The sequence below is a fragment of the Pseudobutyrivibrio ruminis CF1b genome, from assembly GCF_000424005.1.
In the GTDB taxonomy this organism is placed as follows: domain Bacteria; phylum Bacillota; class Clostridia; order Lachnospirales; family Lachnospiraceae; genus Pseudobutyrivibrio; species Pseudobutyrivibrio ruminis_C.
On sequence record NZ_AUJB01000008.1, the window covers coordinates 1 to 13,915 of the forward strand.

Annotated in this window: 11 protein-coding genes; all 11 read left to right on the plus strand. The window is 40.5% G+C overall.

What is annotated here, in order from left to right; all coding sequences use genetic code 11:
* The coding region (locus G592_RS0102295; RefSeq protein ID WP_028246384.1) for an IS110 family transposase at positions 1-1,243 on the plus strand (1,243 nt) is incomplete at its 5' end.
* 421 nt (positions 1,244-1,664) lie between these two features.
* Positions 1,665-2,705, plus strand: a complete 1,041-nt coding sequence (locus G592_RS0102300) for an ATP-binding protein (RefSeq protein ID WP_028246385.1) — start codon at positions 1,665-1,667, stop codon at positions 2,703-2,705.
* Between the two features lie 421 nt (positions 2,706-3,126).
* Positions 3,127-4,521 carry a flagellin gene (locus tag G592_RS0102305; protein WP_028246386.1) on the plus strand — a complete coding sequence of 465 codons (1,395 nt, stop codon included), beginning with the start codon at positions 3,127-3,129 and terminating at the stop codon, positions 4,519-4,521.
* A 578-nt stretch (positions 4,522-5,099) separates the two neighbouring features.
* Positions 5,100-6,602, plus strand: a complete 1,503-nt coding sequence (locus G592_RS0102310) for a flagellin (protein ID WP_028246387.1) — start codon at positions 5,100-5,102, stop codon at positions 6,600-6,602.
* A gap of 388 nt (positions 6,603-6,990) precedes the next feature.
* Complete coding sequence (locus G592_RS0102315; protein WP_028246388.1) at positions 6,991-8,484, plus strand: flagellin; 1,494 nt, start codon at positions 6,991-6,993, stop codon at positions 8,482-8,484.
* A 194-nt stretch (positions 8,485-8,678) separates the two neighbouring features.
* Positions 8,679-9,203 carry an adenine phosphoribosyltransferase gene (locus tag G592_RS0102320; RefSeq protein ID WP_028246389.1) on the plus strand — a complete coding sequence of 175 codons (525 nt, stop codon included), beginning with the start codon at positions 8,679-8,681 and terminating at the stop codon, positions 9,201-9,203.
* 49 nt (positions 9,204-9,252) lie between these two features.
* Positions 9,253-9,927, plus strand: a complete 675-nt coding sequence (tsaA, locus tag G592_RS0102325; RefSeq protein WP_028246390.1) for a tRNA (N6-threonylcarbamoyladenosine(37)-N6)-methyltransferase TrmO — start codon at positions 9,253-9,255, stop codon at positions 9,925-9,927.
* A gap of 23 nt (positions 9,928-9,950) precedes the next feature.
* Complete coding sequence (locus tag G592_RS0102330) at positions 9,951-10,523, plus strand: AAA family ATPase (RefSeq protein ID WP_028246391.1); 573 nt, start codon at positions 9,951-9,953, stop codon at positions 10,521-10,523.
* A gap of 141 nt (positions 10,524-10,664) precedes the next feature.
* Positions 10,665-12,305 (plus strand): glycoside hydrolase family 9 protein, encoded by a 1,641-nt coding sequence (locus tag G592_RS15390; RefSeq protein ID WP_051194721.1) that lies wholly within the window; start codon positions 10,665-10,667, stop codon positions 12,303-12,305.
* A gap of 131 nt (positions 12,306-12,436) precedes the next feature.
* On the plus strand, positions 12,437-13,249 hold the full coding sequence (locus G592_RS0102340) for a Cof-type HAD-IIB family hydrolase (protein ID WP_028246392.1): 813 nt from the start codon (positions 12,437-12,439) through the stop codon (positions 13,247-13,249).
* A 70-nt stretch (positions 13,250-13,319) separates the two neighbouring features.
* Positions 13,320-13,910 carry a hypothetical protein gene (locus tag G592_RS0102345; RefSeq protein WP_028246393.1) on the plus strand — a complete coding sequence of 197 codons (591 nt, stop codon included), beginning with the start codon at positions 13,320-13,322 and terminating at the stop codon, positions 13,908-13,910.
* The last annotated feature ends 5 nt before the right edge of the window (positions 13,911-13,915 follow it).

The following is a 13,915-nucleotide window of genomic DNA, read 5'->3' on the forward strand; positions in this document are numbered from 1 at the left end:
AAAAGAATCAACTTTGGTAGTTGGAATTGATATAGGAAGTACTACACATTATGCCAGAGCCTTTGATTGGAGAGGCATTGAACTAGGTAAAGTTTTTAAGTTTAGCAACAGTCGAGAAGGTTTTGATAGCTTCAAGAATTGGATGCAGTGGTTACTAAATAAAAACAATAAGTCAGATGTGATAGTAGGAATTGAGCCAACTGGTCATTACTGGTTTGACCTTGGCGCTTATCTTGAGGATGGAGGCATCCTACTGGTTATGGTTAACCCTTATGCGGTAAAGCAGACCAAGGAACTGGATGATAACAGCCAAAGTAAAAATGATTGTAAAGATCCGAAGGTAATAGCAAAGCTTGTTATTGAAGGCAGATATTCTGCTCCATATACACCTGATGGTGTTTATGCAGATTTAAGAGTGTTGACAACCAATCGTAAGCGAATCATTAGGGAACTTACCCAGATTAAAAATCGCATTGCAAGATGGTTTGCCATATATTTCCCTGAATATAAAGATGTGTTTGGGGACTATGAATCACAAAGTAGCATGCTCGTTTTAAGACATGCATGTACTCCAGAAGCAATAGTAAATCTTGGACCTGAAGGAATAAACCAACTTTGGAGAAATGAAAAACTTCGAGCTGTTGGAATGAAAAGAGCAATGACTCTGTGGGAAACAGCAAAAAGAAGTATCGGACTGAAGAAGGGAACTACCGCAGCAGAGTTTGAGATGAAAATGATGCTTGAGGATTATGATTACAAGATGACACAGCTAAATTCCATCATGGAAGAGATAGAAAGCTTGTGTAAGAAGATACCTGAAAGCGAGCAACTGCTTGCCATTAAAGGTATAGGATTAATCACTGTTGCTGGATTCTTGGCTGAAGTTGGTGACGTAAGACGTTTCGATTCACCAAGGCAGATACAAAAGCTTGCAGGGCTTTCTCTTAGAGAGAATAGTTCAGGAAAGCATAAGGGACAAACGACCATAAGTAAAAGAGGTCGAAGTAAGCTACGAGCTGTGCTGTTCAATGCAGCAATCCCTTTAATAGCTACAAATCCAGAATTCAAAGCACTGCATAAGTATTACACAACAAGAGCACAGAATCCTTTAAAAAGGAAGCAATCAGTGATAGCAATCAGCTGTAAGCTGATAAGAGTTTTCTTTGCAATTTTAACTAAAGGTGTGACCTATGATCCAGCCAAGATGATGTCGGATATACATAGGCAGCCTGTAGCAGCATAAGAAAACAACTGTAAATTTCAGGAAGACGTCCGCCGAAAGGTGCTGAGATAAGCAGAAACTTTTAAATACAACATAGAGAGCCGTAGTCGGATTTTTTCCCATCAGAGCATCGACTCAGCGAGTGAGCATAATGACGCCCCTTTATGGATAAGCAGAACGAAGGAATTAAGGACCCTGGAATCAGGTGATCCCGTATGACATGGGAGGTTAGGCTGCCGTAAGGACTTGGGGATAAGAAGGGCCAATCATAGTGATAATAAGACGACGTCTTATTAAATGCACCCCAAATACCTGTATATCCGTAGTTTTGGCCGTGGGGAATGGCATGGACTTAGATAGCTTCATCTATGTGACTATGAAAAAGTGAGAAAAAGTGAGTTAACAAGAGATATAACAAGATTAATATGGGAGGTACTGATTTATGAAGAAAAACAATCCGTTTACATTAACTTTTGGTAAGCAGCCAGGAGAGTATATATACAGATATGAAAATACAGATACTATAGTTAGCACTTTTGAAGCAGATAATCCAATTAGTCAGGCATATCTTATAGAAGGTGTAAGAGGTAGTGGTAAAACTGTATTGATGACAGCTATTGCAAATATCTTTTCAGAAAGAGATGAATGGGTTGTCGTCGATTTAAATTCAACACAGGATTTGATTACAGATTTTGCTCAGAGATTATGTGCTGAATGTAATAAGATACCTAATTTATTAAAATCAGGATTTAGTGTTTCTGTTGCAGGATTTGGAGTTGGTGTAAATGGCATAGGACAGACTCAGGACAATGTTGGAATAATAGATAGCATATTATCTTCTTTAAAAAAGAAAAATAAAAAAGTCCTTATCACGATAGATGAAGCAATGCCAAGTGAGAATATGAGATTCTTTGCTAGTCAGTTTCAGATATTTATAAGAAAGGATTATCCTATATATTTATTGATGACAGGATTATATGAAAATATTTATGCCATCCAGAATGATCCAGCACTCACATTTTTGCTTAGAACTCCAAAGATTAATATGGAGCCACTTAGCATTCCACAGATTACAAAGCAGTATAAAGCTATTTTTAAATTAGAAACAGAAGATGCGCATAAAATGGCATTAATTACAAAAGGCTATGCTTTTGCTTTTCAAGCATTAGGAATGCTTTACTATGAATATAATGATACTTTGCAATGGGATGAACTATTATCAAAGTTTGATGATTTGCTTGATGATTTTGTGTATAAAAAGATATGGGAAGGTTTATCAGAGAAAGATAGAGAATTAGTTAGAGTAATCGGAACAGGAGTTACTAGCGTATCTGACATATGTGAGAAATTACAAATATCCAACACAAGCTTTCCTAGATACAAGGAACGCCTGTTGAAAAAGGGGGTTCTCTCTATTGCAGGACGTGGCTTAGTGGAGTTGTCACTACCAAGATTTGCTGAGGTTGTCGAGCTTTATCCGTAGATATTAAATATATATATAAGAGAGAATATAATCGTTAGAAAAGAGCTTCCGGAAGGAAGCTCTTTTGTTATATAGTAACATAATTTCTGGAAATGGTAATTTAAATATAACAAAACCGCATTTTGTCGTTATTTTTAAAGGAAAGTTAACAGGCAAATTATGAACAATTCGTGAAAAGTCTGTTAATTTCAGAAATAGGTGTTATTATAAGGTTACAGAACGGAGGAGAAAGTTCTGTGCGTTAAAATTTTATAACGCAAAAAGAAGACAGTATACCGCACGAGTACTGTTGGTTATGTATTAACATTCAAATCTTTTTGGAGATTCAGATTTGGGTGTTAATGAGAGGTTATTAATTGATGTGCCAGGCACATCACCGGGAATGGATTCTCGGACAGGTATCTACAAGGAGGTAGAGATTATGGTAGTACAGCACAATATGCAGGCAGCTAATGCATCAAGAATGCTCAGCATCACAGCAGGAAGTCAGGCAAAGTCAACAGAGAAGTTAGCATCTGGTTATAAGATCAACCGTGCAGCAGATGATGCAGCAGGTCTTTCAATTTCAGAAAAGATGCGTAAACAGATCAGAGGTCTTACACAGGCTTCTACAAATGCAGAAGATGGTGTTTCTGCAGTTCAGACAGCTGAAGGTGCATTAACAGAAGTTCACTCAATGCTTCAGAGAATGAATGAGCTTGCAGTTCAGGCTTCAAACGGAACAAACAGTGAGACTGATCGTACATCTATCCAGGATGAGATTAATCAGCTTACAACAGAAATCGATCGTGTTGCAGAGACAACAAAGTTCAACGAGACATATCTTCTTAAGGGTTCTAACGGAACTAAGACAATGAAGATTGATGCTCATGATGCAGGTCTTGAAGGAACACTTACACAGAACACAGCTAAGGCTACATTCACAATGGATACTCTTGCTGTTGGTGATAGCGTAACAATCGGTGGAACAAAGTATGAAATTGGTGCTGAAGACTTAGATGAGGCTATTAGAACATTAGGTCTTACAAATCAGAGTACAGGTTCTATTACTATTTCTGGTAAGTCATTTGAGCTTTCTGATACAACTTCAGAGAAGGAAGCTAAAGTAAGATTTGCAGACATCAATAAGTTCGCTGGAGCTGGATCTTCTATTGGTTACAATGGAAAGACAGTATCTATCTTTAGCGAAGATTCTACAATGGATCTTACGGCTTCTTATACAGATAAGAATACAAAGACTCTTATCAATGATAAGAAGGCTTATGAGATGGTTAAGACAGAGCTTGCTGCTGCATCTTCAATTGGTGCTTCAAATGCAATTTCTACTGCTGATATTGACGATAATGAAGATGCATCAGCCAAGAAGATTTCTTTCTCATTCGATAAGGGTAGCAATACTGTTCAGAATGATCTTACATTCAATCTTCATGTTGGTTCTGATGCTGATATGACAAATAAGATTGGTGTAACAATTAATGCTATGGATTCTACAGCACTTGGTATCAAGGGACTTAATGTATCTGATGCTTCAGGTAAAGCTGCTACATACGCTATCGATGCAATCGCTGATGCTGTTTCTAAGGTTTCTGCACAGAGATCATCACTCGGTGCTATCCAGAACAGATTAGAGCACACAATCGCTAACGTTGATAACGTAGTTGAGAACTCTAACGCTGCTGAGTCACGTATCCGTGATACAGATATGGCTGAAGAGATGGTTAACTACAGCAAGAATAATATTCTTCAGCAGGCAGGCCAGGCTATGCTTGCACAGGCTAACCAGTCTACTCAGGGAGTACTCTCTATATTAGGGTAATGTAACCCCTACTGGGGAATAATAAGTAACTATTAACCAATTTTATCGTGCGACTAGATATTAATGCATAATTACAGGGGCTTCTTCCAATTGGAAGAGGCCCTTTTTCTATAGTAGTAAATATTTTTTGAAAAATTTTTAATTTAGGGGTTAAGTTTATAACACTACCACCGATATATAAGGTGTCAAGATGATAATGGCTTAAAACAAAATCCACAAAAAAAATTTTTTTAAAAAGGGGTTAAGTTTTAAATCGACTCATCCGATAAAGCATATGTAAGGTGAAAGAAAAGGAATTCTTTACCTTCGAAAAATAATAATCCAATTTCAAATGAATTCGAAACAGGACATGGATGTTATGGATCGAAAGTAATCAAATTTATTTTCCAATATCGCTTTACAACTAAATATGCAACTTGAAAAACTTGTACTAACTTTACTAGATATTGTTTCGATATTCAAAAACAGTATGCCGCGCGAGTACTGTTTTGGATATAAATGTAATTTGTTAACAATAAGTGCTAAGGCACTTCTTCCGGGAAAGGAATCCAGGAAGTATCTACAAGGAGGTAGAATTTATGGTAGTACAACACAACATGCAGGCAGCTAATGCTTCAAGAATGCTCGGCATTACATCCGGAGCACAGTCAAAGTCAACTGAGAAGTTAGCATCTGGTTACAAGATTAACCGTGCAGCAGATGACGCAGCTGGTCTTTCAATTTCTGAGAAAATGCGTAAGCAGATCAGAGGTCTTGATCAGGCATCTACAAACGCATCAGACGGTGTATCAGCTGTACAGACAGCTGAAGGTGCATTAACAGAAGTTCACTCAATGCTTCAGAGAATGAACGAGCTTGCAGTACAGGCAGCTAACGGTACTAACAGTGAGTCTGATCGTTCTTCTATCCAGGACGAAATTAATCAGCTTACAACAGAAATCGACCGTGTTGCTGAGACAACAAAGTTCAACGAGACTTATCTTCTTAAGGGCGATTATGGTAAGAAAGAAATCATGATTGCAGCACATGATGCAGGTCTTGCAGGAACACTTACTCAGAACACAACAACAGCTACATTCACAATGGGCGCTTTAGCAATGGGCGATACTGTAACAATCGGTGGTACAAAGTATACAATCGGTGTTCAGGGCGCTACAGCTGAAAAGCAGTTAGCAAATGCACTTTCTGTATTAGGCATTGAAGAACTTAACGCAGGTGAAGTAGTTAAGATTGATGGCAAGTCATTCACAATTACAAAAGGAACTACAAATGCAGATACTTCTGAAGTAAATCAGGATGATCTTGGTAAATTCGCAAGCCAGGGCTCTACAATTGAGTACAATGGCAAGACTGTTAAGCTCTTCAGTACATTATCAGATGATGGTCCAGCAGATGGTGCAACTGATGATGGTGTTGATGATGCAGATGCAACACTTATCACAGCAAACAAGGCTTATCAGCTTATCGCTAATGAGCTTCGTACAGCATCTTCTATAGGCGCTGACAAGGTAATTGATGAAGTAAAGGCAAAATTTGATGGTGGAGATATTGTTGTAAAAACAGCAGCAGGCTCTACATCAGTAAATGGACAGAAGCCTACACAGGTAAGACCAGATTCTGGTGAGCTTAAAGTAGAATTCAAGATTAAAAAGGGCAAAGCATCAGTACAGAATGACCTTACTTTCAACCTTCATGTTGGTTCTGACGCTGACATGACAAATAAGATTGGTGTTACAATCGCAGATATGAGCTCAGCTTCACTTGGTGTACAGGGACTTAACGTTGCTGATGCAACAGGTAAGGCAGCTACATACGCTATCGATGCTATCGCAGACGCTGTTGCTAAGGTATCAGCACAGAGATCTTCACTCGGTGCTATCCAGAACAGATTAGAGCATACAATCGCTAACGTAGATAACGTAGTTGAGAACTCTACAGCAGCTGAGTCACGTATCCGTGATACAGATATGGCAGAAGAGATGGTTAACTACAGCAAGAACAACATCCTCCAGCAGGCTGGTCAGGCAATGCTTGCTCAGGCTAACCAGGCTACACAGGGCGTATTATCAATTCTTGGATAATAAATACATGAAAGTCTTAAGCATAGCTTAGGATTTATCCAAAATAATTGTTTCGCGCAGACTAGTTCCTAACTAGCAAATTGGGAACTCCTCGAAAGGGGAGTTCCTTTTTTGATGTGTGGACTAAAGTTTTTTTTCACACTTCCGATAAAAAAAGTAGATGAATTAATATTCATCAATCGTAGCTTTAAAATTGAATAAGGCTATACTACATAATTTCTTCTCTTGGTAACCTGGGGTGGTTGGTCACACCTCTTGTTATATAGATACGGATGCAGCCTAAAGTATGTAGCATTCCAAATCAAAAGAAACTTTAAAAATTTTGTTATGCGTTCGTCGCATCTCTTATGAATGGAATCAAAAGAGTATCTACAAGGAGGTAGAAATTATGGTAGTACAACACAATATGCAGGCAGCTAATGCTTCAAGAATGTTAGGAATAACAACAAATGCTCAGTCTAAGTCTACTGAGAAACTTTCATCAGGTTTTAGAATCAACCGTGCAGCAGATGATGCAGCAGGTCTTTCAATTTCTGAAAAGATGCGTAAACAAATCAGAGGTCTTGACCAGGCGTCAACCAACGCATCTGACGGTATCTCAGCAGTACAGACCGCCGAAGGTGCCCTCACAGAAGTGCACTCTATGTTACAGAGAATGAATGAATTGGCAGTCCAGGCAGCAAACGGTACAAACTCTGAATCTGACCGAGGATCCATCCAGGATGAGATTCTTCAGTTAACAACAGAAATCGACCGTGTCGCTGAAACGACAAAGTTCAATGAGACCTATCTTCTCAAGGGGGATTACGGCACTAAGACTCAGGTAATCGCAGCTCATGATGCAGGTCTTGCTGGTACAATCACACAGAACACTACAACAGCCACATTTACAATGAATGCCCTTGCAATGGGTGATACAGTTACAATTGGTGGCGTTAAGTACACAATTGGTGTTGAAGGTGGTGACGTAAAAACACAGCTCGCTAACGCATTAACAGTTATTGGCACATCAGCAGAAAAACTGGAATACGGTGAAGTTGTAAAGATCGACGGTAAGTCATTCACAATCGCAGCTAAGACAAATGCCGACACATCTGAAGTAGCAAAGACAGAAATTAACAAGTTTGCAAGTCAGGGTTCAACAATCGAGTACAACGGCAAGGTTGCAAAATTGTTCAGTACAGAGCTCGGTGATGCACCAGCAGATGGAGTTGATGGCAGAGACGCAACACTTATTACAGCAGCAAAGGCTTATCAGCTCATGGCAAATGAACTTAGAGCAGCTTCATCAATCGGTTGTGACTCAATCATTGATGTTCCTAAGGCTTATTTCCAAGGCACAGAATTTGAGGACAAAATTCCAAATGGAGCTGATGAGGTTAACGGCCTTAAGCCAACAAGTGTTAGCCTTGGAAACGGCTTATACAAGAAGGTTGAGTTCGTAATGAAGAAGGGTACTGCAGTAGTTCAGAAGAGTTTATCATTCAATCTTCACGTAGGATCTGATGCTGACATGACAAACAAGATTGGTGTTACAATCGACTCAATGACAGCTACAGCTCTTGGTCTTCAGGGACTTAACGTTGGTGATGCAACTGGTAAGGCAGCAACATATGCGATTGACGTTATTTCTGATGCTTTAGCAAAGGTATCAGCACAGAGATCTGGTCTTGGTGCTATTCAAAACAGATTAGAGCATTCTATCGCAAATCTTGATAACGTAGTTGAGAACACAGATGCATCTGAATCACGTATCCGTGATACAGATATGGCTGAAGAGATGGTTACATACAGCAAGAACAATATTCTTGCTCAGGCAGGCCAGTCAATGCTCGCTCAGGCAAATCAGGCAACACAGGGTGTTCTTTCATTACTTCAGTAATTAGCGTGGCCAAACGCAATAGAGTACTTTTACGTACTATCCACAAAATTGGGGTCCTTCGGGACCCCGATTTTAATTTGCAAAAATGATATTAAACTTATATAATTGATAAGGATAATATCTTTTTATCCGACTGTGTTTTTATCATTCCAGAGGGGAAAAATTAGGGTAAATCGCACTAGAAGGAGTTTTAAATGAAAAAAGTAGAAGACTACGTAAGAACTATTCCGGATTTTCCAGAACCAGGTATTATGTTTAGAGATGTCACAACAGTTCTTCAGGATGCTGAGGGCTTCAAGCTCGCCATCGATGAGATGAAGAAGCTTCTTGATGGAGTTGATTTTGACGTTATAGCAGGAGCTGAGAGCCGTGGATTCATCTTCGGCGCACCACTTGCTTATGCAATGGGCAAGCCATTTGTGCTCATCCGCAAGAAGGGTAAGCTCCCATGTGAGACAGTTGAGAAGTCTTATGACCTCGAGTACGGTTCAGCTACTATCGAGATGCATAAGGATTCAGTTAAGCCAGGACAGAAGGTTGTTGTAGTTGACGACCTTATCGCTACAGGCGGTACTATCGAGGCTGCTTGCGAGCTTATCGAGGAGCTTGGTGGCGAAATCGCCAAGGTTGTATTCCTTATGGAGCTTGCTGGACTTAACGGACGCGAGAAGCTTGCAAAGTATGATGTAGCTTCTGTCGTTACATACGAAGGAAAGTAATATGTTCCCTCCTCTTGTATTAAGGGGAGGGATTTTTTATTATTAAAGTATGAATTTAAATCAGATAGCACATATAAACACAGGATTTACACAAAAGTTTGGTATACCTAGACAAAGTGGATTAGTTGGTGAAATAGGCCACATCATCTTCGAACCTGAATTCAGAAATCCCACATTTATCGATGGCATCACGGATTACGATTATCTGTGGCTCATCTGGGGATTTTCAAAGAATAAGCCCTTAGAGGGAGGCACCGTTCGCCCACCTCGTTTGGGTGGTCAGAAGCACATGGGTGTATTTGCCACCAGAGCGCCATTCAGGCCCAATAATATCGGTCTTTCTTCCGTGGAACTGTTGGAGGTGCAGGACACAGAAGAGTACGGACAGGTCCTAGTGGTAAAGGGTGTGGATATGCTGGATGGCACACCAATCTACGACATCAAACCTTACATTCCTTATGCAGATGCTCATCCCGATGCCAGGGGAGGTTTTACAGATGAGCTTTCAAAGGGGGCACAGGTAAGGGTATATTTTCCAGAGAAACTTTTACAGAAGCTTCCAGAGGAAATCAGAGAATCAGCGGTGGAGGTCTTAGGACAGGATCCAAGAGCTGGTTACGACCGTAGCAAGCAGCGTGATTTCAGGCTTGCATATCACGGGTATGATATAGTATTTTTAGGTAAAGATGGGGAAATAACAGTTACTGATGTATTGAAAATTTGATTCAAATTAAGGAGGGGCTCATTATGTATGACTATATTGCCATTGAACGTACCTACGGTAGTGGTGGACACAAGATTGCTGAACAGCTTGCAAAGCGACTGAATTATCGCTTGTACGACCGCAGCGTAGTAGTTGAAACCTGTAAACGTATGGGACTGGATTATGATGTGGTTTCTACAATGGATGAGCAGAATCCTGTTAAGACATTCTTCAATGCTCCTGGTGATAATCCATCTATGGAGGAGAAGATTTATAATACTCAGGTGTCTATCATTAAAGAGGCAGCTGAGCAGCCAGGTTGTATTTTCGTGGGCCGTGGCGCCAGTGAACTTTTAAAGGACAAGAAGGTCCTTAAGGTATTTATCACAGCAGGCGATGGCTATCGCCGTGGCCGTGCTAAGGATGTAGAGAAAATCGAAGAGAGCAAAATCGACGAGACTATGAAGAAGTTCGACAAGAAGCGTGAGAAATTCTTCACCACTCACTGCCCAGGCGCTAAGTGGGGCTCTATCGAGTACTTCGATTTAATCATCGATTCAGAGCATATCTCTGAGGAAGGTGCAGTTGCAATGCTTGAGGCACTTGCAAAGGCATAGGATTTTTATAAAAAATACCTCATTTTTATATAAAAAACTAAATTTTTCGCTTAATATTTAACCCGTCAGGTATTGAATTACCTGGCGGGATTTTTTATAGTAAATACAGGTACGAAAACGTTTAAGGGGGAATAAACTCAAATGAAGAAAATATTCGTAAATCAGGTAGGTTTTTTACCTTCAGAGGCTAAGAAGGCTGTTTTGAATTTTGATACGCCAGAGTTCAAGCTTGTTGACGCTGTTGGCAACTGCGTATTTGAGGGCAAGACAAGTCATTTTGGGACTGATGAGATTTCCGGTGAAGACACTTTTGTAGCGGACTTTAGTGGCTTCAGTGGACAGGGAAAATACAAAGTAGAGGCAGGCTCAAAGGAAAGCGTCACCTTTGCTATCGGAGATAATGTTTATGACAAGCTCATGCATGATATCTGCAAGTGTTTCTATTATCTCCGTTGCGGCGATGCTCTTGATAAAAAGTATGCAGGAGAGTACTATCACGAGCCTTGCCATCTTACAAAGGCAACAGTGTACGGAGAGGACGTTGAGCCTGTTGATGTGACAGGTGGTTGGCACGACGCTGGTGATTACGGACGCTATTCTACAGCAGGTGCAGTAGCGGTAGCTCATCTTTTATATGGAGTGCGTTTTTTCAAAAATCTTCTTGATGTGAAGTTTGAGATTCCAGAGGAGAAGTGTGAAAAAGGCACATTGCCAAATATCCTTGCTGAGGTAAAGGTGGAGCTGGATTTCCTTATGAAGATGCAGCGCGAGAACGGTTCTGTTTGGCACAAGGTTACCACATTCAGCCATGCACCATTTATCATGCCTGAGGAGGATAAGTCAGAGCTTTTCTTATTCAGCGTGTCTTCTCTTGCAACTGCTGATATTGCAGCAGTATTTGCACTTGCTTATACAATCTATAAGGATTATGATAAGGCTTATGCTGATTTGCTGATGGAGCGGGCATTAAAAGCTTATGCCTGGCTTGAGGCAAATCCACAGGCTACATTATTCAAAAATGCCGAAGGCTCTAACACTGGCGAGTACCCTGAAAATGAGGACAACTCTAACAGATTCTGGGCTGCAGCAGCATTATTTGAAGCTACCGGAGAAAAGAAATATTATGATGAGGCTCTCAAGCAGAAGCCTCTCATTGAAGCTTACGACAAGAGCGATGCCTTCAAGGAATACACAGGAAATGTGTTCACATGCCTTGGATGGGGCGATGTGGCAGGGCTTGGTTCATTGTCACTTATTCTTAAGGATGACGGCAGTGAGCTTTGCACATTTGTAAAGGATGCCTTTTTAGGTGAGGCAGACCGTCTCTGCAAAAACGCTGAGACCAACGGTTTTGGCCTTTGCATGCTGAAAGAGAATTTCATCTGGGGAAGCAACATGGAGCTTTTGAAGTATCTTATGGTGCTTACTACAGCAAATGTTCTTAAGCCACAGGAGAAATTCGTAAATACGATTACAGCAGGATTGGATTACCTTCTTGGCTGTAACAGCGTGGACGTAAGCTACGTTACTGGAAATGGAGAGAAATCATATAAGAATCCACATCTTCGCCCAACAGCGGTAGATGACATTGAGGAGCCATGGCCAGGACTTGTTTCCGGCGGACCGAACACAGGTCTTCAGGACGAGCAGGCTCAGACACTTCCAAAGGACACAGCACCAATGAAGTGCTACCTTGATCACGTGGATTGCTATTCTCTCAACGAAATCACAATCTACTGGAATTCACCACTGGTATTTGTGATGGCGGGATTACTAAAGTAATTCTTTATATTAAGTTAAATAGTAGGAGCTTGCTTGTAGGCAGGCTCCTTTTTTTGGACAATTTTACCTGTGTTTAGGGGTGTAAAATGAGGCTTAGATTTTCAGTAGTTTATCATGGAAGGAATTAGTGTATGAATTATTCTGTAATAGCCCTTGATTTAGATGGCACACTTTTAAATAGCAAAAAGGAAATTAGCAAACGTAATAAAGAGACTATTATGAAGGCCGCAAAGGCGGGAGCAAAAATCGTGCTTGCTTCTGGTCGCCCTGTTCCAGGGGTCAGAAAAATCGCCCAGGCTCTTCATTTGGAAGAGGTAGGCGGATACATGCTTGCCTATAATGGCGGTATGATTATGGATTGTAAGACTGGGGAGGTGCTCCGTCGCGAGACAGTTCCTACTGAGTTTTACCATACAATCGTGCATATTGCTCACAAATATGGTGTGACACCACTTACCTACGATAGTGAGGGAATCATCACAGACAATGCTGATCATGAGTATGTGCAGCTGGAGGCAAAGATTAACAACATCCCAGTGAAAGAGGTATTTCATCTTAATGAAGTGGCTGCACTTGATCCACCTGTAAAGTTTTTAATGGTAGGAGACCACAAGGTCTTGCGTCAGGCCGAGGCCGAGCTTAATGAGAAATTAAAGGGCGAAGTAGAGGTATTTTTCTCAGAGCCATTTTTCCTTGAGATTACTCCAAGGGGCATCGAAAAGGCATCATCTCTGGAGCTTCTTTTAAGCAGTATTGGCATGGAGCGCAAGCATCTTATGGCATGTGGCGACGGTTTCAATGACATCCCTATGATGCGTTATGCAGGTCTTGCAGTTGCCATGGAAAATGCCCAGGATGAGACAAAGGAATGGGCAGATTACATTGCTCCTCTCAATGATAAAGACGGTGTTGCTGTGGCTATTGAAAAATTCGTGTTGACATAAAATGTCCATAGTGTTATAACTGTATTACTACATTTAATACAGCTAACACAGAGAGCAAGGAGATTTTGAGATGAAAAAGAGATTTTTAGTAATTATTATGGCAATGACAATGGGCTTATCCATGGTAGCCTGTGGCCAGAAGAATGATGATTTCTACAATACAACTAGTGACTGCGGTGTTTGTTTAGATTGCGATGATGACGGTGAAGTTGATGACGGTTTAGCATCAGAGAATCCTCGTGAGGATACATCTGTTTCCAGCGAAGTATATGAGATTAATGTTTCTTTAATGGATGATGCTGAGGAAGTATTCAAGACTCTTACAGATAACTGGGGTGATCCATATATTGAGGATTCTGGTGATTACAAGATAGCAACTTTCGATACTCTTAAGATTACATATTCTGAAGTTGATGGTAAGAAGGAGCTTATAGAGTTTGATGTATACTCTGACTGCTATAAGACAAACAAGGGCATCACAATTGCTTCTACACAGGACGATATAAGAGCAGCATACGGTGAGCCATTATGCGAGTACGATGATGGCGATGAGCACTATATGAACTATTTCTATAAGGATGGCTTCAGCATCTACTTTACAACTTCTTCTAAGGCTGGTGATGCAGTAACAATGTACCAGATCGTAAAGGGAAGAGGCTAATAGTA

Excerpts from the sequence above, each read along its gene's own strand:
- G592_RS0102345 (WP_028246393.1), top strand. The coding sequence starts at position 13,320 with ATGAAAAAGAGATTTTTAGTAATTATTATGGCAATGACAATGGGCTTA.
- G592_RS0102320 (WP_028246389.1), top strand. The coding sequence starts at position 8,679 with ATGAAAAAAGTAGAAGACTACGTAAGAACTATTCCGGATTTTCCAGAA.
- G592_RS0102305 (WP_028246386.1), top strand. The coding sequence starts at position 3,127 with ATGGTAGTACAGCACAATATGCAGGCAGCTAATGCATCAAGAATGCTC.
- G592_RS0102330 (WP_028246391.1), top strand. The coding sequence starts at position 9,951 with ATGTATGACTATATTGCCATTGAACGTACCTACGGTAGTGGTGGACAC.
- tsaA (WP_028246390.1), top strand. The coding sequence starts at position 9,253 with ATGAATTTAAATCAGATAGCACATATAAACACAGGATTTACACAAAAG.
- G592_RS0102300 (WP_028246385.1), top strand. The coding sequence starts at position 1,665 with ATGAAGAAAAACAATCCGTTTACATTAACTTTTGGTAAGCAGCCAGGA.
- G592_RS0102340 (WP_028246392.1), top strand. The coding sequence starts at position 12,437 with ATGAATTATTCTGTAATAGCCCTTGATTTAGATGGCACACTTTTAAAT.
- G592_RS0102315 (WP_028246388.1), top strand. The coding sequence starts at position 6,991 with ATGGTAGTACAACACAATATGCAGGCAGCTAATGCTTCAAGAATGTTA.
- G592_RS15390 (WP_051194721.1), top strand. The coding sequence starts at position 10,665 with ATGAAGAAAATATTCGTAAATCAGGTAGGTTTTTTACCTTCAGAGGCT.
- G592_RS0102310 (WP_028246387.1), top strand. The coding sequence starts at position 5,100 with ATGGTAGTACAACACAACATGCAGGCAGCTAATGCTTCAAGAATGCTC.